At 72.1% G+C, this 18,339-nt stretch carries 16 protein-coding genes; 5 read left to right on the forward strand and 11 right to left on the reverse strand.

The features are described 5' to 3' along the window. The first annotated feature begins 68 nt into the window (after positions 1–68). Positions 69–530: a universal stress protein gene (locus ACFZBU_RS21480; protein WP_391585227.1), complete on the forward strand. Its 462-nt coding sequence runs from the start codon at positions 69–71 to the stop codon at positions 528–530. A gap of 88 nt (positions 531–618) precedes the next feature. On the opposite strand, the gene ACFZBU_RS21485 is transcribed toward ACFZBU_RS21480, so the two are convergent. Next, positions 619–1,227 (reverse strand): suppressor of fused domain protein, encoded by a 609-nt coding sequence (locus tag ACFZBU_RS21485; protein ID WP_391585228.1) that lies wholly within the window; start codon positions 1,225–1,227, stop codon positions 619–621. A 479-nt stretch (positions 1,228–1,706) separates the two neighbouring features. Between ACFZBU_RS21485 and corA the strand changes: the two genes are divergently transcribed. After that, positions 1,707–2,783, forward strand: coding sequence for a magnesium/cobalt transporter CorA (gene corA, locus ACFZBU_RS21490; RefSeq protein ID WP_391585229.1), 1,077 nt, complete (start codon positions 1,707–1,709; stop codon positions 2,781–2,783). Positions 2,784–2,881: 98 nt separating this feature from the next. On the opposite strand, the gene ACFZBU_RS21495 is transcribed toward corA, so the two are convergent. The 7 genes from ACFZBU_RS21495 to hutU form a co-directional block, all read right to left on the reverse strand. Further along, positions 2,882–3,382, reverse strand: coding sequence for a general stress protein (locus tag ACFZBU_RS21495; protein WP_391585230.1), 501 nt, complete (start codon positions 3,380–3,382; stop codon positions 2,882–2,884). Positions 3,383–3,510: 128 nt separating this feature from the next. Next, complete coding sequence (locus tag ACFZBU_RS21500; RefSeq protein WP_391585231.1) at positions 3,511–4,410, reverse strand: alpha/beta fold hydrolase; 900 nt, start codon at positions 4,408–4,410, stop codon at positions 3,511–3,513. Positions 4,411–4,619: 209 nt separating this feature from the next. Further along, a complete protein-coding gene (locus ACFZBU_RS21505) occupies positions 4,620–5,816 on the reverse strand; it encodes an acyl-CoA dehydrogenase family protein (RefSeq protein WP_391585232.1) in 1,197 nt (398 codons plus the stop codon). 215 nt (positions 5,817–6,031) lie between these two features. Further along, positions 6,032–7,198 carry an imidazolonepropionase gene (gene hutI / locus ACFZBU_RS21510; RefSeq protein ID WP_391585233.1) on the reverse strand — a complete coding sequence of 389 codons (1,167 nt, stop codon included), beginning with the start codon at positions 7,196–7,198 and terminating at the stop codon, positions 6,032–6,034. Positions 7,199–7,260: 62 nt separating this feature from the next. Beyond that, positions 7,261–8,598, reverse strand: coding sequence for a formimidoylglutamate deiminase (locus ACFZBU_RS21515; RefSeq protein WP_391585234.1), 1,338 nt, complete (start codon positions 8,596–8,598; stop codon positions 7,261–7,263). Beyond that, positions 8,595–9,782 (reverse strand): allantoate amidohydrolase, encoded by a 1,188-nt coding sequence (locus ACFZBU_RS21520; protein ID WP_391585527.1) that lies wholly within the window; start codon positions 9,780–9,782, stop codon positions 8,595–8,597. The genes ACFZBU_RS21515 and ACFZBU_RS21520 overlap by 4 nt, the downstream gene beginning before the upstream one ends. A gap of 17 nt (positions 9,783–9,799) precedes the next feature. Next, positions 9,800–11,473: a urocanate hydratase gene (hutU, locus tag ACFZBU_RS21525; RefSeq protein ID WP_391585235.1), complete on the reverse strand. Its 1,674-nt coding sequence runs from the start codon at positions 11,471–11,473 to the stop codon at positions 9,800–9,802. Between the two features lie 207 nt (positions 11,474–11,680). Between hutU and ACFZBU_RS21530 the strand changes: the two genes are divergently transcribed. Next, a complete protein-coding gene (locus ACFZBU_RS21530; RefSeq protein WP_391585236.1) occupies positions 11,681–12,007 on the forward strand; it encodes a hypothetical protein in 327 nt (108 codons plus the stop codon). A gap of 73 nt (positions 12,008–12,080) precedes the next feature. On the opposite strand, the gene ACFZBU_RS21535 is transcribed toward ACFZBU_RS21530, so the two are convergent. Together ACFZBU_RS21535 and hutH are read right to left on the reverse strand one after the other, a co-directional pair. Next, on the reverse strand, positions 12,081–12,941 hold the full coding sequence (locus ACFZBU_RS21535) for a MurR/RpiR family transcriptional regulator (RefSeq protein ID WP_391585237.1): 861 nt from the start codon (positions 12,939–12,941) through the stop codon (positions 12,081–12,083). Between the two features lie 152 nt (positions 12,942–13,093). Beyond that, on the reverse strand, positions 13,094–14,737 hold the full coding sequence (gene hutH, locus ACFZBU_RS21540; RefSeq protein ID WP_391585238.1) for a histidine ammonia-lyase: 1,644 nt from the start codon (positions 14,735–14,737) through the stop codon (positions 13,094–13,096). 90 nt (positions 14,738–14,827) lie between these two features. On the opposite strand from hutH, the gene fdhD reads away from it, so the two are divergent. Then, a complete protein-coding gene (fdhD, locus tag ACFZBU_RS21545) occupies positions 14,828–15,676 on the forward strand; it encodes a formate dehydrogenase accessory sulfurtransferase FdhD (RefSeq protein ID WP_391585239.1) in 849 nt (282 codons plus the stop codon). Positions 15,677–15,739: 63 nt separating this feature from the next. Here the strand turns inward: fdhD and ACFZBU_RS21550 are convergent, their stop codons facing one another. Beyond that, positions 15,740–17,455 carry a GGDEF domain-containing protein gene (locus ACFZBU_RS21550; RefSeq protein ID WP_391585240.1) on the reverse strand — a complete coding sequence of 572 codons (1,716 nt, stop codon included), beginning with the start codon at positions 17,453–17,455 and terminating at the stop codon, positions 15,740–15,742. 460 nt (positions 17,456–17,915) lie between these two features. Here ACFZBU_RS21550 and ACFZBU_RS21555 point away from each other — a divergent pair, with 460 nt between their 5' ends. Further along, positions 17,916–18,311: an SRPBCC family protein gene (locus ACFZBU_RS21555; RefSeq protein ID WP_391585241.1), complete on the forward strand. Its 396-nt coding sequence runs from the start codon at positions 17,916–17,918 to the stop codon at positions 18,309–18,311. Positions 18,312–18,339 lie beyond the last annotated feature (28 nt).

Here is an 18,339-nt window from a genome sequence, read left to right on the forward strand (position 1 = left end):
GCCAAGCGAGTACAAATAGTTTGATACCGACAAGAACTGCAAGAACTGCGGAAAAGGAAGTGCACGACATGTACGAGCGGATTCTGGTCGCAGTGGACTCAACGCCCGAGGCCGACGAGGTCCTGGCGCACACCGCTCGACTGGCCGTCGCCGGCGGGGCCGCGGTCCGCGTCCTGCACGTGCAGACCCTGGACGTGGTGGACGGCGGCGGAGTGGGCGGCGTCGTCGAGGACGAGACCGCCGACGCCGCGGTCAAGGTGGTCGTCTCCGCCGTCGACACGCTCAAGGCCGGCGGCGTGACCAACGTCGAGGGCTGGACCGAGGAAACCGTCCGCGGCGACGTGCCCAACGCGGTCCTGGACCAGGCCCGCAGCTTCGACGCCGACCTGGTCGTCCTGGGTGCCCGCCGACACGGCGGCGTGGCAAGCCTGTTCCTGGGCAGCGTCAGCGACTCGGTCGCCCACCGCTCGGTGTGCCCGGTTCTCCTGATCCCGCAATCCGCCGCACCCGCACACACCCCGATCCCGTAATCCGCCGCACCCGCACACGAGAGGCCGCCGGCCCCGGACACCCCACACGGGATCTCCGGGGCCGGCGGCCCGAGCGCGATCCGCCCCCTCAACCCAGCGGCACCGCACGGCGGTTGGGGTCGCGGAGGTCGGTCCCGTGCCGCAGCCACTTCTCCTGGAGCGCCTCCGCGCCCTGGGCCCGCTTCCAGGCGGCCTCGGCGGGCGTCATCGGAAGCAGCGGAAAGAACCGGACCGGATCGGCCGGATCGGGCAGCGGCAGATCGGCGAGCAGGCCGCCGGGCTCGGCGACCAGCACCGCATGGAAGGCGGCGTCGTCCCACAGCGGGCCGCCCAGGTCGAGCGACGCGCCCGGCGCGATCACCAGCCCCTCCACCTGCGGAGTCGCACCCAGCACGGCCAACGGACGCAGCACCGAGTCGTGCCCGCCGCGCACCGAGAGCACCAGCTCCGCCCGCGGCCCCGCCACCGGATCGGCCAGCAGTGCCGCCGGATCGGCCATCGGAGCCCGGGACATGCCCAGCGTCGCGTACCGGACCACGCCGTCGGCGTCCGGCCCGAAGCGCAGTACCTCGATGCGATCGGCGCCCACGAAGGTGACGCCGGCCCGGCCGGTCGGATCGCCGAACGCGGCCGTCAGATGTGCCTCGACCTGCGGAGTGGGGTCGATCGGCTCGGGTCCCGGCGTGAAGTCGAACATGCCCGCATGCTAATTCGCCGTCAGGAGCCGTTCGCATACCGGCCTTTGCGGCACGCACTCTGGTGTACTCTGCATAGTCGGCCCGCCGGATGTGAACATCCTCGCGCGCCATCGGATGACGGACTCGCCCTCGCCCCGACCCGCCCGGTCGACGAGCGAAGGCTTTCCCCCAGCGGGGACCGGCCGTGGGAGGTGATCGTGGTGCATACCAGCACACCGTGCAGTACCGGCGGCTCACCCGATCTTCCCCGATCCAGTCGCACGCCCCGCCCTTTCTGAGGGTTTCCGAGACTTTCGCCGAGTTCCGGCCACCGCTTCCCGGCCCGGTACCCGATCTCCGAATTTCCTCCGTGACGGGGCGTCAGGATCTTTTGCCGTTCTTTCGGTGATTCGTTCCGCTTGCACGTGTCGACGCTCTCCGCGGCCTGCCGCCGCGGCGCTGTGGCGTTTGCGCGTGCCGTCAGTGCAGGAGCCCCGTCATGTCGATGATTCGCGACCTCCGTGCCGTAGTCCGTCCGCTCCGCCGCACCCCACTGCCGTCGATCACGCCCGTGACGAACGGGAACTGTGTGGTGGATTGCGCCGTGTACCGCGACGGTCGACGCCTGGACGGCTACGCGAATCCCGACTCGGCGATCCACGAGGTGCGCAGCGGCGGCGGCTTCGTCTGGATCGGCCTGCACGAGCCGAGCGCGCTCGAACTGTCGGGTATCGCCGAGCGGTTCGGGCTGCACCCACTCGCCGTCGAGGACGCGGTGCACGCCCACCAGCGGCCCAAGCTGGAGCGCTACGACGACACCCTGTTCGCGGTGTTCAAGACGGTCACCTACGTCGAGCACGAGCAGCTCTCGGCGACCAGCGAGATCGTCGAGACCGGCGAGATCATGGTCTTCCTCGGCAACGACTTCGTGGTCACCGTGCGGCACGGCCGGCACGGCGCGCTCGCCGACCTGCGCTGTCGCCTGGAGGACGGCGGCGAACTGCTCGCCGCCGGGCCCTCGGCGGTCCTGCACGCGGTGGCCGACCGGGTGGTGGACACCTACCTCGACGTCGCGCAGCTCATCCAGGACGACATCGACGAGGTCGAGAACGACGTGTTCGGTGGCGGCGGCGCGGGCGACGCGGGCCGGATCTACCAGCTCAAGCGCGAACTGCTCGAACTCAAGCGCGCCGTCGCGCCGCTGGCCCGTCCGCTGCACTCGCTGGCCGAACGCCCGATGCGCCAGGTGCACCCGGACATCCGCGAGTACTTCCGCGACGTCGAGGACCACCTGTCGCGCGTCGGCGAACAGGTGGCCTCGTTCGACGAGTTGCTGACCTCGATCCTGCAGGCCAACCTCGCCCAGGTGACCGTCGCGCAGAACGAGGACATGCGCAAGATCTCCGCCTGGGTGGCGATCTTCGCGGTGCCCACGATGCTGGCCGGCGTGTACGGAATGAACTTCGAACACATGCCGGAGCTGAAGTGGCGGTACGGCTACCCGATGACGCTGTGCGTGATCGCCGTCGCGTGCACGCTCATGCACCGGGGCTTTCGCCGCAACGGCTGGTTGTGACGCGCGTGTCCGCGGTCCCGACGCGCGCAGCCGCGGTCCCGACGCGCGCGGCCGAGGAGGCGACGCGCGGCCGCGGCCGCCACCCGTACGGACGCGCCCTAAAGGTCGAGCCGGCCCACCATGTTGCGGGCCCGCTCGGCCAGGTCCGGGCGCACCACCACGTCGTAGCGCGAGGCGACGATCTGACTCGTGGAGACGAAGTCCCGACGCCCGCCCAGCGCCTTGTAACCCAGCCAGCCGAATAGCGCGCCCGCCGCGATGCCCCAGACCAGGCCCATCAGCACCAGCCAGAGCCAACCGTGCGCGCGGACCGCGAAAATGCCCAGGAACAGGCCGATCATCAGGCCGAACCACGCACCACTGGCCGCGCCGGACGCCGCCGCCTTGCCCGCGGTGAGCCGGCCGAGCACGTTCTCCACCATCCGCAGGTCGGCGCCGACGATCGCGGTGTTCTCCACCGGGAACTCGTGGTCGGACAGGTAGTCGACCGCCCGTTGGGCACCCGCGTAGTTCGTGTACGACGCGATCACCTGGCCGGTGTTGGCGAGGTCGGGGCCGGGCGCGCCGGCGCCCGGGGGGAGGTTCTGCTGACCGAACATGGGTGTGCCGCCTCGCCTGGATGCCGGGTGGTGGGCCGTGTGGCCGGGTGGCCGTGTGCTGCTTCGACCCGGAACGTGTACCCGACGGCATTCATGACAACACGTGACATTCGCCCATAAAGCCGACGTCAATGCCCTGACGCGGTCCGGCCCGACAGCACCTCGTGCACCGCGTCCGCCACCGCGTCCGGTCGGTCCGACATCACGAAGTGCGCGGAGTCGTCCAGCACGTCGCAGCGCCCGCGCGGGGACAGGTTCGCCAGGGTGCGCAGCGCGCGCACCCAGCGGGCCCGGGCGGCCAGGCTCTCGTACCCGCCGGCGGCGGCCAGCACCCGCAACGGCACGTCCGGCAGCGGTGCGACCCGGCGCAGGTCGACGAGTTCGGCGGCGACGTCGAAATAGGTGGCGTTCTCGGTCAGTGCGGTCGCGAAGAACCGGCCCGACCCGTACGCGCCGCGCACCCAGCGCGCGTCCGCCACGTCACGGTGTCGGCGCGACTGGGTGAACAGGACCGAGCGGCGCGCCGCCGGCCCCACCGCCCGGGCCAACCCGCTGACCCGCATCGCTCCCCCGACCACCCGCGCGGCTCGCACCCGGGCCCGGCGGGCGGGTCGCACTCTGGGTCGCTCCTCGTTGCTCGGGTCCACCAGCACCAGGCCCGCGGTGCGCTCGGGATACATCCGGGCGAAGCCCTCGACATGGAACGCGCCGAGCGAGTGGGCCAGCAGGACATACGGGCCGGGCAGTTCGAGCGCGTCGGCCAGGGCGGCGATCCGGTCCGCCTCGTGCGTCAGGGTGGGTGGTCGCGGGTCCGGCTCGGAGTAGCCCAGGCCCGGGCGGTCGAACCGGACCACCGTGCAGTCGGCGGTCAGCAGCGGCGCCACCGGATCCCAGTCGAACCACGCGCCGCCGAGCCCGCTGGTGGCGATCACCACGGGCCCGGAACCCTCGCGGAGCACGTGCAGGGCGATCCCGTCGATCCGGACGAATGCGCCGGGCGGTACCGGAACCGGGCGTCTCGCGACCATTGTTGTGCTCCCCGATCACTGGCGGTTACACGTTTCGCCATCATCGGCCGCCACCCGACCCTCGCCCCGCAACGACGCGACCACTACGCCGACCGAGCCGATACCGGGACCCGGTTGGTCGCACCGAATCGCACCGATCCCCACCTCCGACCGGGCACGCGTCGTGCCTCGCCCGAGGGTCCTCGGGCGAAGCACGACGGCACCGGGTGTCAGCCCTTGAGCTTGTAGTCCTCCAGCAGACGCCGGCCGATGATCATCTTCTGGATCTCGGCCGTGCCCTCGCCGATCAGCAACATCGGGGCCTCGCGGTAGAGGCGCTCGATTTCGAACTCCTTCGAGAACCCGTACCCGCCGTGGATCCGGAACGCGTCCTCGACGACCTCCTTGCAGTACTCGGAGGCCAGGTACTTGGCCATGCCCGCTTCGAGGTCGTTGCGCTCGCCGGCGTCCTTCTTGCGCGCCGCGTTGACCATCATGGCGTGCGCGGCCTCGACCTTGGTGGCCATCTCGGCCAGCTTGAACTGAATCGCCTGGTGGCCGGTCAGCGGCTTGCCGAAGGTCTCCCGCTGCTGCGCGTACCGAATGCCCAGCTCGAACGCGCGCTGGGCGACCCCGCAGCCGCGTGCGGCCACGTTCACCCGGCCGACCTCGACGCCGTCCATCATCTGGTAGAAGCCCTTGCCGGGCACCCCGCCCAGGATCCGGTCGGCCGGCACCCGACAGTTGTCGAGCACCATCTCGGTGGTGTCGACGCCCTTGTAGCCCATCTTGTCGATCTTGCCGGGGATGGTCAGGCCCGGCCGGGTCTCGCCGAAGCCGGACTCCTTGTCCACGAGGAACGTGGTCATGTTCCGGTAGACCGACGTCTCGCCCAGCTCGGTCTTGGTGAGCACCGCGACCAGGTTGGCGGTGCCGCCGTTGGTGAGCCACATCTTCTGGCCGTTGAGCACGTAGAACTCGCCGTCCGGCACCGCCTTGGTGCGGATCGCCGAGACGTCCGACCCGCAGTGCGGCTCGGACATCGAGAACGCGCCGCGGATCTCGCCCTCGGCCATCTTCGGCAGGTAGTGGGCCTTCTGCTCGTCGGTGCCGTGCTGCTTGATCATGTACGCGACGATGAAATGCGTGTTGATGATGCCGGACACGCTCATCCAGCCGCGCGCGATCTCCTCGACCACGAGCGCGTAGGTCAGCAGCGACTCGCCGAGGCCGCCGTACTCCTCCGGAATCATCAGGCCGAACAGGCCCATGGCCTTCATGCCCTCGACGATCTCCGCCGGATACTCGTCCCGGTGCTCCAGCTCCGTGGCGACCGGAATGATCTCCTTGTCCACGAAGGTGCGCACGGTGGCGAGGATCTCCCGCTGGACATCGGTGAGTCCGTCGGTCTGTGCGAGGCGGCCCATGGGCGGCGCTCCTTCCGTCTGCGCATGTCCGGGCCCCACCACCGGGGTCCCGGCCACGCTTCTGGTTGAGAGAGTTACCGGGGAGTATCCACGAGCGCGGCGGGTCGCGACAGAGGGGGTCCGTAACGCGGGCACGTCGATTTCGAACGCTCTGTCGGACCCGTGCCCGGACGATTACCCCCGGTCAGAGGGGCGGGCGGCCGGGAAGTGGGCGGTCAGACCCGTACCCCGGCGCGCCACACCCCGCGCACCAGCGGCACCCCGGGCCGGTAGGCCAGGTGCACGTGCGAGGGCGCGTCGAGTTCGACCACGTCGGCCCGCGCACCCGGGCGCAGCACGCCCACGTCCGCGCGGCGCAGCGCGCGGGCGCCGCCGGCGGTCGCCGCGTACAGCGCCTGGTCCGGTGTCATGCCCATGTCGCGGACCGCGAGCGCGATGCAGAACGGCATCGACGTGGTGTAGCTCGAACCGGGATTGCAGTCGGTGGACAGCGCGATGTCGACGCCTGCGGCGAACAGCCGGCGGGCGTCGGGGTAGACCGCGCGGGTGGAGAACTCGGCGCCGGGGAGCAGCGTGGCCACCGTGTCGCCGGCGGCCAGCGCGTCCACGTCGGCGTCGGTGAGGTGGGTGCAGTGGTCGGCCGAGGCCGCGCCGAGTTCGACGGCGAGTTGTACGCCGGGTCCGTGTCCGAGCTGGTTGGCGTGCACGCGCGGGGTCAGGCCCCGGGCGGCGCCGGCCTTCAGGACGGCCCGGGCCTGGTCGCCGTCGAAGGCGCCGCGTTCGCAGAACACGTCCACCCAGCGGGCGTGCGGCGCGCACGCGTCGAGCATCGCACCGGTGACCAGGTCGACGTAGCCGGCCACGTCGTCCGCGAACTCCGGCGCGACGATGTGCGCGCCCAGGTAGGTGGTCTCGGGGGTGAACGCGGACGCGATCCGCAGCGCACGTTCCTCGTCCGCGACGGTGAGGCCGTAGCCGGACTTGATCTCGATCGTGGTGGTGCCCTGGCGGGCCGCCTCCTCGACCAGTCGCGCGGCGTTCGCGGCCAGGTCCTCGTCGCTCGCGGCGCGGGTCGCGGCGACCGTGGTGCGGATACCGCCGGCCCGGTAGGCCTGTCCGGACATCCGCGCGTCGAACTCGGCGGTGCGGTCGCCCGCGAACACCAGGTGCGCGTGCGAGTCGACGAAGCCCGGGTGCACCGCGCGTCCGTCGGCGTCGTGTCGGGTGTCGGCGTCGGGAGCACTCGCGGCGGCCCCCACCCATGCGACCCGGTCGCCGTCGAGCACGAGGGCCGCGTCCCGGATGAGGCCGAGCGGGCCCGCGCCGAGGTCCGGGTCGTTGGTGACCAGCGAGCCGATGTTGGTGATGAGGGTGGTGGCCACGCGCGAGTGGTCCCTTCCGGTCCGGGGGTGGAGCGGCCGCTCCGGGGCGGAGCGGCCGTGGATCAGCCGAACAGCCCGTGCACGGCCGTGGTCAGCGCCTGCGGAACCGCGTCCACGAGTTGGTGCACGCCGTCGCGGACGATGGTGCGTCCGCCGACCATGACGTGCGTGACGTCGCTCGCGGTCGCCGCGAACACCGCCGCCTCGGTGGCCAGGCGCGGAACGGTGCCGGCCAGGCGTACCGAGTCCAGACCGATCGTGGTCAGGTCGGCGAGGGCGCCGGGCTCGATCCGGCCGGCGTCGGCCCAGCCGAGCGCCCGGTGGCCGGTGACGGTGGCGTAGGCGAGCAGGGCGGCGGAGGTGAAGTGGCCGCGCCGCCCGGTGCGCAGTCGCTCGTCGAGTTCGACCCCGCGGGCCTCCTCGAACAGGTCGATCACCGCCTGGCTGTCGCTGCCCAGGGACAGCGGCACCCCGGCCCGGGCCAGCTCGCCGGCCGGACCGATGCCGTCGGCGAGGTCGCGCTCGGTGGTCGGGCAGAAGCACACGCCGGCCTCGGCCCGGGCCAGCGCGGCGATGTCCGCGTCGGTGAGGTGGGTCGCGTGCACCGCCGTCGCGTTCGCGCTCCAGAAGCCGTGCGCGTCCAGGAGCCCGGTGGGGGTCAGCCCGTGATGCGCGACGCACGCCGCGTTCTCGGCGGGCTGCTCGGACAGGTGCACGTGCACCGGGACGCCTTCGGTACGGGCGGCCCAGGTCGCGTAGTCGTCCTCGGCGGCGAAGGCGCGAACCGAGTGGATGGCCGCGCCGATCCGGGTGTTGTCGTCGCCGCGCAGCGCGCCCCAGCGCTCGTACCAGGCGTCCGAGCTGCCGTCGCCGAATCGGCGCTGCACGCCCTCCAACGGCCGGTAGCCGTCGGCGGTGAGGCCGCCGTGCAGGTAGCAGGTGTCCAGCAGGGTGATCCGGATGCCGGCCTGGCGGGCCGCCTCGATCAGCGCGTGGCCCATCGCGTTGGGGTCGGCGTAGGGCGTGCCGTCCGGGCCGTGGTGCAGGTAGTGGAACTCGCCGACCGAGGTGATCCCGGCGAGTGCCATCTCGGCGTACACCGCCCGCGCGAGCGCGAGGTAGCCGTCCGGGTCCAGCCGGCCCGCGGCCTGGTACATCTGGTCGCGCCAGGTCCAGAACGTTCCGGTGCCGGTCTGGGTACGCCCGCGCAGCGCCCGGTGGAAGGCGTGCGAGTGGGCGTTGGCCAGGCCCGGGAGGGTCAAGCCGGGCAACACCGAGGCGCCCGGGGGCACCGGACGGTCGGGGGTGACCGAGGTGATCCGGCCGTCCACGATGGACAGCACGACGTCGCGTTCGATGCCGGTGCGGGTCTGCACCAGCTCACACCAGTACTCGCTCACCCGAGGTCCTCGCTCATCAGGTCGGTCACCACGTCGGCGAGCGCCGTGACGCCCGCGAGGCAGTCCACCATCTCGGCGCTCTCCGCGGGCGAGTGCGACACGCCGGTCGGGTTGCGCACGAACAACATCGCGGTGGGCAGGCGCGCGGACAGGATGCCCGCGTCGTGACCGGCACCGGTGGGCAGGATCGGCGCGCCGCCGAGCTGCTTGGCGATCCGGTCGCGCAGCGTGCCCTCGAACTCGACGACCGGCGTGAACGACTCGCGGGTGACCTGCACGTCGACCCCGTCCCGATCGCCGCGCTCGGTGGCGGCCCGGATGATCTCCGCGACCAGTTCGTCCAGGGTGTCCTCGTCGGCGGCCCGCGAGTCGAGCCAGCCGCGCACCTCGGAGGCGATCGCGTTGGCCGCACCGGGCAGCGCGTCGACCTTGCCGAAGGTGGCCAGTGCTCCGGAGAGGTGGGCCTTCTTGCGGGCCGCGAGCACGGTGTTGGCGTAGGTCAGCATCGGGTCCCGCCGGTCCTCCAGGCGGGTGGTGCCCGCGTGGTTGGCCTCGCCGCGGAAGTCGAACCGCCAGCGTCCGTGCGGCCAGATCGCCGAGGCCACGCCCACCGCGCGGTCGCGGTGCACCAGGTCGCGGCCCTGTTCGACGTGCAGTTCGACGAATGCGGCGATCCGCCCCAATCGTTCCGGGTCGGCCCCGATCCCGGCCGGATCGAATCCGGCGCGCTCCATCGCATCGCCCAGGAAGACCCCGTCGGCGTCCTTCAGCGCGCGTGCCTGATCCGGCGTCAGCACCCCGGCGGACAGCCGGGATCCGACGCACGCGACGTTGAACCTGGCGCCCTCCTCGTCGGCGAAGTTGACGATGCCCAGCGGGCGCGCCGAGTCCGCGCCGCGCTCGCGCAGCAGGTCCAGTGCGGCGAACGAGGAGACCACGCCGAGCGGTCCGTCGTAGGCACCGCCGTCGGGCACCGAGTCCAGGTGGCTGCCGATCACGATCGCGTCGGCGCCGGGCGCGGTCCACGCCCACTGGTTGCCGTTGCGGTCCTGTTCGTAGATCAGGTTCCGGTTCTCGGCCTGTTCGCGAAACCAGGCGCGGCACTCCGCGTCCGCGCCGGTCCACGCGTACCGGCGGTAGCCGCCGGTCGTGGCGCGACCCACCGGAAGCAGGTCGCGCCACATGGCCTCGAAGCCGGTGCTCACGCGTCGCCTTCGCGCATCGGCACCCGCACGCCGCGCTCGTCCGCGACGTCGACGGCGTGGTCGTAGCCGGCGTCCACGTGCCGGATCACGCCCATGCCGGGGTCGTTGGTGAGCACCCGACGGATCTTCTCGCCCGCCAGCGGCGTGCCGTCCGCGACGGTGACCTGGCCGGCGTGGATCGAGCGGCCGATGCCGACCCCGCCGCCGTGGTGGATGGACACCCACGAGGCGCCCGAGGCCACGTTGACCATCGCGTTCAGCAGCGGCCAGTCGGCGATCGCGTCGGAGCCGTCGAGCATGCCCTCGGTCTCCCGGTACGGGCTGGCCACCGAGCCGCAGTCGAGGTGGTCGCGGCCGATCACGATCGGCGCGGCCAGTTCGCCCGAGGCGACCATGTCGTTGAACCGCTCGCCGGCCTTGTCCCGCTCGCCGTAGCCCAGCCAGCAGATCCGCGCGGGCAGGCCCTGGAAGTGCACCTTCTCCTGGGCGAGCTTGATCCAGCGGGCCAGCGACTCGTTCTCCGGGAACAGCTCCAGTACTGCCTTGTCGGTCTTGGCGATGTCGCGCGCGTCGCCGGAGAGCGCGGCCCAGCGGAACGGGCCCTTGCCCTCGCAGAACAGCGGCCGGATGTACGCCGGGACGAAGCCGGGGAAGTCGAACGCGCGGGTGTAGCCCGCCAGTTGCGCCTCGCCGCGGATCGAGTTGCCGTAGTCGAAGACCTCGGCGCCCTTGTCCTGGAAGCCGACCATCGCCTCGACGTGGCGGGCCATCGACTCGCGGGCGCGGTCGGTGAACTCGGCGGGCTTGGTGCGCGCGTACTCGGCCATGTCCTCGAACGCGACGCCGACCGGCAGGTAGGCGAGCGGGTCGTGGGCCGAGGTCTGGTCGGTGACGATGTCGATCGGCGCGTCCATCGCGAGCAGCTGCGGAACCAGCTCGGCGGCGTTGCCCAGCAGGCCGATGGACAGCGGACGGCGGGCGTCGCGCGCCTCGACCGCCAGCCGCAGAGCGGCGTCCAGCGTCTCGACCCGGGTGTCGCAGTAGCCGTGCTCGATCCGGCGGTCGATCCGCGAGGGGTCGCAGTCGATACAGATGACCACGCCGCCGTTCATGGTCACGGCCAGCGGCTGCGCTCCGCCCATGCCGCCGAGGCCGGCGGTCAGCGTGATGGTGCCTTCGAGGGTTCCGTTGAACCGCTTGGCCGCGACCGCGGCGAACGTCTCGTAGGTGCCCTGGAGGATGCCCTGGGTGCCGATGTAGATCCACGAGCCGGCGGTCATCTGGCCGTACATGGTCAGCCCGGCCGACTCCAGCCGGCGGAACTCCTCCCAGTTGGCCCAGTCGGGCACCAGGTTGGAGTTGGCGATCAGGACGCGCGGGGCCCACTCGTGGGTCTGCATCACGCCGACCGGGCGGCCCGACTGCACGAGCAGCGTCTCGTCCTGCTTGAGCGTGGTCAGTGTGCGGGTGATCGCCTCGAAGGAGCGCCAGTCGCGCGCCGCCTTGCCGGTGCCGCCGTAGACGACCAGCTTGTCGGGGTGTTCGGCAACCTCGGGGTCGAGGTTGTTGAGCAACATCCGCAGGGCGCCTTCCTGCTGCCAGCCGCGGGTGGTGAGCGTGCTCCCGCGTGGTGCGCGCACCTCGCGCGGTCCTGCGGTGTGGTCCGACATGGCGGCGCCCCTTCTGTCCCTGTGCACGATTTCTGTATGAAAACATTCAGTCGCTTCAAGAGTGAATCTATCTGTTCTGCAAGGCGTCGCCAAGAGAGCCGGCCGAGCCGGCGGCGTGAGCACCGCGACATCGGGGGACTTGACCCATTCGGTGCCACTTCATGCGATCGGTGGTCGGCGCGGACCGGCGCCGGGTAGCCGGACGGCATGGATCTGCAGGAGGTGCTCTGGGCGATCACCGCACTGGGCGCGTTCGTGGCGTTCGCGGGCCTGGTGATGCTGGTGCGGGGCCGCGGGCGCGAGCCGGGCGTGGTGGCGCTGGTGGTGATGACCGGCGCGCTGTTGTGCACCGGCGGTTTCCTGCTCAGCATCCCGCGCTATCGGGACACCGCGCTGATCGCGGGCGGCGCGGCGATCGTCGGCGTCCTGGCCATGCTGGGCGCGATCTCGCTCATGCCGGCGCAGCGCGGACCGACCCGGCGGCCGACGCCGGAGCAACACGTCTCACTCCGCAAGCGGACCGGGCGACGCTGAACGGCCCGACCGGCGTTCGAGGACGGGCCGGCCGCAGCCGAGACTTGCGGCCCCGACCGACGGCTCAGGCCACTCACACGTCGAACAACCCGCGCTCGCCCGCCTGCCGCTCGAACTCCTCCAGTCGAGCCTGCGCCCGCGCGGGCTCGATGTCGCACATCGCCTGGAGCAGGATCTGCCCCATCAGGATCGGCGCGCCGTACGAGTCGAAGACCAGTTGCGAGCCGACCCCCGCGATCAGCACCGCGTCGGACAGTGCCGCCGCCGGCGCGAACGGGCTGTCGGTGACGGTGACGATCCGCATGCCCAGATCGCGCGCGACCCGCAGGCCCTCGGCCAGCTCGCGCGGATACCGCGGCAGCGCGAAGCACAGCAGGCCGGTCGCACCCGCCGCCCGGGCCTGGTCGAGCCGGTCCACCAGGAGCGAACCACCCTCGTCCAGCACGCGCACCTCGGGCAACACCTTGGCGGCGAAGTAGCCGAAGCCGCGCGCGGGCGCCATCCCGGTGCGCAGGCCGAGCACCACCAGCGGGCGCGAGGGCGCGAGCAGGGCGGCGGCGTGCGCGATCGGGCCCGGGTCGGCGAGTTGGTCGGCCAGTCGGGTCAGGTTGGCGATCTCGGCGTGCACGGCGCCGACGTACTCGTTGCGGTCCACCTCGGCGGAGGACTCGGGCGTGGTGGGCAGCCCGAGTTCGCGCAGGTGCCGACGCAGCGCCGGGTAGCCGTCGAAGCCGAGCGCGACCGCGAACCGGGTCACCGACGGCTGGCTGACCCCGGCGAGCTGAGCCACCTCGACGCTGGAGAGGAACACCGCCTCGCCCGCGTGCCGGACCAGGCAGTGGGCGATCCGGCGCTGGGTGGGGGTGAGCCGGTGGCGCTCGAAGAGGGCGAGCAGGCGGGCGGAAGGGCTCGCGTCGTCGTCGGCCACCGACATGTCTCCTCGCTGCTGGGGCGTCGCTCGGCCGCGCCCGCCGCGTGGCGGAGGTGGCTCGGGCACTGCTGAAGGCGCGTACCGCCGCCCGGGGCGGCGGTCCGCGTCAGGTAATCCTGCCTGATCTGACGTGAGGTCAGTTCGGTCCGCTCGGGTCAGTTCAGCTCGCCGACCGCAGCGGCGGCGGCCTCGATCACCTTGCCGGCCCGGACGAAGGCGTCGGCGGCCTCCAGGTCGGGGGCCAGGAAGCGGTCCGGGCCCACCCCTTCGCCGCCGCTCGCCCGCAGCGCGGCGATCACCGCGGCCGTGGCGGGGGCGGGGGCGCCCAGGCCGGCGGCCACCCGCATGTCCAGGGCGCGGGCGGCGGTGGTGAGCTCGATGGCGAGGATGCGGTTGAGGTTGTCGATCGCACGGCGCAGCTTGCGGGCCGCGCTCCAGCCCATCGAGACGTGGTCCTCCTGCATCGCCGAGCTGGGGATCGAGTCGGCCGAGGCGGGCATCGCCAGCCGCTTGCACTCGGAGACCAGCGCGGCCTGGGTGTACTGGGCGATCATCAGGCCGGAGTCGACGCCGGGGTCGTCGGCCAGGAACGCGGGCAGCCCGTGCGAGCGGGAGGGGTCGAGCAGGCGGTCGGTGCGGCGTTCGGCGATCGAGCCGAGGTCGGCGACCGCGACGGCGAGGAAGTCGAGCACGTAGCCGACCGGAGCGCCGTGGAAGTTGCCGTTCGACTCGATCCGGCCGTCCTCCAGGATCACCGGGTTGTCCACGGCGGAGGCGAGTTCGCGGTCGGCGACCAGCAGCGCGTGTGCGAGGGTGTCCCGGCCCGCGCCCGCGACCTGCGGCGCGCAGCGCACCGAGTAGGCGTCCTGCACGCGCGGCGCCGCGTCCTGGTGGTGCCCGGTCAGCGCCGAACCGTCGAGCACGCGCAGCATGTTGGCCGCGCTGGCCGCCTGGCCCGGGTGCGGGCGGATGGCGTGCAGCGCCGGGTCGAGCACGCGGGAGGTGCCCAGCAGCGCCTCCATGGTCATCGCGGCGGTGATGTCGGCGGTGGTGAACAGGCGGGCGAGGTCGGCCCCGGCCATCAACAACATGCCGAGCATGCCGTCGGTGCCGTTGATCAGGGCCAGGCCCTCCTTCTCCTTGAGCTCGATGGGCTCCAGGCCGGCGGCGGCGAGCAGTTCGGCGGCGGGCCGCACCACGCCGTCGGGGCCGGACGCCTCGCCCTCGCCGGTGAGCACGAGTGCGCAGTGCGCCAGCGGGGCCAGGTCGCCGCTGCAGCCGAGCGAGCCGAACTCGCGGACCACCGGTGTGATGCCCGCGTTGAGCAGCCCGGCCATGGTCTGCGCGACGACCGGCCGCACCCCGGTGCGGCCCGAGCACAAGGTCTTGAGCCGCAGCAGCATCAGTGCGCGGACCACCTCGTCCTCGACCCGCGGACCCATCCCGGCGGCGTGCGAGCGCACCAGCGAGTGCTGGAGCCGGGTGCGCAGCTCGGGGCTGATGTGCCGGACGGCGAGCGCGCCGAAGCCGGTGGACACCCCGTACACGGGTTCGGTGCGCGCGGCGAGTCCCTCCACCACCGCGCGGGAGGTGGCCATCGCCTTGATCGCACGCTCGGTGAGTTCGACGCGTGCGCCGGCGCGGGCGACCGCGAGGACGTCCTGCGGGGACATCCCGGCCTCGCCGATCGAGACGGTGGCGGGGGCGGTTTCGGGGGCGCTGTGCAGATCGTTATTCACTCGATCATTATGTGCATGGATCGCGACAACGCCAGGGCCGACTACCGTTCCGGGAGGCATACGGCACGTTTCGCTCGTGGTTGGCGTTCGGTTCGTGTGCCCTCCGGAGCGGATCCGCCCGCCCGGAAGGGATCGAGGAAAGGCAGTGCCGTGGGTCGGGTCACCTCTCGCCACAAGGTCCTGCGGCTGGGCGGCGACGCACCGGCCGTCACGCGCACCGACACGCTCGTCGCCGAGGAGCCGCTCGACATCCGGATCGGCGGGCGCACCATCACGGTGACCATGCGCACCCCGGGCGACGACTTCGATCTGGTCGCCGGATTCCTGGCGGCCGAGGGCGTGATCGGCGCGGCCGAGGATCTGACCGCGATGCGCTACTGCGCGGGCACCGACGAGGAGGGCCACAACACCTACAACGTGGTCGACGCGGTGCTCGCGCCGCACGTGCCCGCCCCGGACCCGGGTCTGATGCGCGGCGTGTGGACGTCCAGCTCGTGCGGAATCTGCGGCAGTACCGGCATCGACGGCCTGCGCAAGATGTCCCGCTTCGACGTGCACGCGGACGAGGTGCGGGTGGACGCGGAGGTGCTGTACGCGCTGCCGGATCGGCTGCGCGCGGCGCAGAAGGTGTTCGCCAGCACCGGCGGCCTGCACGCGGCCGGCCTGTTCACCGCGGCCGGCGAGATGGTGTGCGTGCGCGAGGACGTGGGCCGGCACAACGCGGTGGACAAGGTGGTCGGCTGGGCGCTGCGCGAGGGGCGGTTGCCGCTGGCCGGGCAGGTGCTGATGGTGAGCGGCCGGGCCTCCTTCGAGCTGACCCAGAAGGCCGCGATGGCGGGGGTGCCGATGATGGCGGCGGTGTCCGCCCCGTCCGGACTGGCGGTGGACCTGGCCGCGGACGCGGGGGTGACCCTGGTCGGCTTCCTGCGCGGGCGCTCGGCCAACGTGTACAGCCGTCCGGATCGGGTGACGGTGCGGCGCGAGGACCCGTCGGCCTGATCGCCCGGAGCCGAGCCGGGACCGACCGAAGCTCGGTCACTCCGGTCGCTTCGGTCGCTTCGGTCACTCCGGGAGCGAGGCGCCCCCGGTCAGTGCGACCGCGACCAGCGCGCGCAGCACCGGGGCCAGCCCGGTGACGCTCAGGCTCAGGTCGTCGGCGTAGATCTCGACCAGCCAGCCGCCCGCCGCGTTGCTGCCGCCGGCGGCGACCATCGCCTTGTAGCCACCGACCAGGAGCAGGTCCTCCTCGGCCGGGTCGGTGCCCGGGTCGCCCAGTTCGGCGACGAAGCTGCCGCCCTGCACCGCGTGCGCCGTGGCCGGGTAGTGCGCCAGGTCGTATTCGGCGGCGACCGCGTCGTAGCGCGACCCCGATTCGCTCTGCACTCCGGTCAGTCGGTGGATCGAGTAGCGCACGGTGCGCAGCACCCGGCCGCCCGGCGGCAGGTAGGACACCCACCACGCGACGCCGTCCAGCATCCGCGCGAAGGTGTCGGCGACGATTTCCAGCCGGCCCAACGTGTCCGCGCGGTGCACGCTCTTGGGCTCGCGCTCGTCCAGGACGGCGAGTACCGCCGCGAGCAGTCGGCCGGGTTCGGCGTTGTGCAGCGCGCCGCGGAAACGGCGCCGGTCGCGATGCGGGCCGGGGCCCTCGGTCTCCGCCTCCTCCTGCGCCTCGCTCGCCAGCGACAGGGTCAGGTCGGGTTGCTGGCCGCGTCCGGCGACCACCGGCCGGGTCGAGCGCGAGCCCTTGGCCCGGTACTGGGCCGCGTCGGCGAGCCGGAACAGGCGATCCGCGCTGGTCACCGGGCCCACCGGGTCGCCGGTGGAGGCCACGCCGCAGGCCACGCCCTCGCCGTCGTGCATCCGCAGCGCGCGTCGACACAGTTCCTCGGCGACCGCGACCACGTCGTCCGGCGGGTAACCCTCGGCGAGCACGCAGAACTCGTCGCCGCCGAGCCGGGCGGCCATCGCCCCGGGCAACATCGCGCCGCATGCGGAGAGCTGGTCGGCGAACCGCTCCAGGAGCCGGTCGCCGACGTCGTGACCACGTTCGTCGTTGAGCCGCTTGAGGCCGTTGACGTCGCAGACGATCAGGCTGACCACCACGCCGTCGCGGTAGTGCCGGGCCATCGCCTCGTCCAGCCGGGCGTCGATCGCACGCCGGTTGGCCAGTCCGGTCAGCGGGTCGGTGAAGGCCAGCTTCTCGATCCGCTCGAAATGTTCGGCCTGGGCGAGGCCGGCCGAGATCTGCGCGGCCAGCACTCCGGCGAACTCGGCGTCCACCGGCTCGAACCGCGGCTGGTCGGAACGCCGGGCCAGATACAGCTCGCCCCACACCCGACCCTCGACCATGATCGGCGCGACCATGCAGTCGTGCCGGCCCCGGCGGAGCATCGCCGCGACCCGCTCCCGATCGCGCGCGTGCTCGGGATCGTCCACACAGCGCGACCACGTGGTCGGCCAGGCCTTGGACTCGATGATGTCCGGGAAGTCGGTGACCGGATACGTCTCCGCGGCGGGCAGCGGCTCCTCGCCCTCGGCGAGTTCGCCGTCGTTGACCAGTACCCGCAGGCGCCCGGTGTCCCGCTCCCAGACCGAGATCGAGGCGTGGGCGGCCCCCATCGCCAATCGCGCCTGGGTCGCGGACACCCGGACCACCTCGGAGAAGTGGTGGGTCGTGGCGAGCGTCTTGGCCAGATGGATGATCGCGTGCAGCCTGCGGGCCGCGTCCGGACCTTCGACCAGGGCGACGGGTTCCGGACACGTGTCGCCCGGCATGCCGGGCAGATCGTCGGGTGTGCCACCCGAGCCCTCCGTTTCGGGAGCGCTCGAATCGGGTCGCGAAGCTACTGTCCTCACCCCCAATCCACCAGCACCGAGACCAGAGGATATGTCATGTATTGCCCGATTTACGGCAACGTGCACCCGCGTCATGCCGCCACCTCGACGGGTCGCTGTTCGCGTGCGTTCCTGTTGCCGGTGCCGGTCGGCGCCGGTATTCGTGCCGAGACACCCGCGCGCGAGCCCGGGGGCTCGCTCCGATGCGAGCGAAGCGCTTGTATACCCCGGCTTCGCGTCCTGCGCACATTACTCCTGTGCCTCGCGCCCGCAACGCCCCGTGTCCGCTCCGTAGCGCAGCCGTGGGAGCAAGGACACATGGTTGTGAAGAGAGCGTGGAGGGCTCCCGGGATCGCGGCCGAAAGAGTACGGTCGCGGGCACAGTCCGAAGGAGCGACGCGTGCCCACGCTTTCCGTCATCGCCGCGATCGACATACCGGCCGTCCGGATCTGGGAGGCAGTAGGAGACTTCGAGGATCCGTCCGGCTGGTACCCGTGGCCGGTCGACGAACACTCCCGGGGCGAGCGATGCGTACGCAGACCCGACGGCTCGACCGTGCGCGAGCGGCTGATCTCGCACGACCCGGGCGCACACACCTATACCTACCGGGCACTCGACGGTCTGCCGCTGCTGGGCAGGCTCGCGCTGGAGTCGATCGCGGGCGGCACGATGTGCCTGGTGGTGTGGTCGGTGCGGTTCGAGAGCACACCGACCGAGCAACTCGCGGTGCTGCGCGAACTCGAACACCAGGTGATGCGGCCCGCGCTGCGAACGCTGCGCGAAACGTTCGACTGAGCGCACCGCGGGGGGTCGGACGCCGGCC

This window comes from Embleya sp. NPDC008237 (genome assembly GCF_042956465.1).
In the GTDB taxonomy this organism is placed as follows: domain Bacteria; phylum Actinomycetota; class Actinomycetes; order Streptomycetales; family Streptomycetaceae; genus Embleya.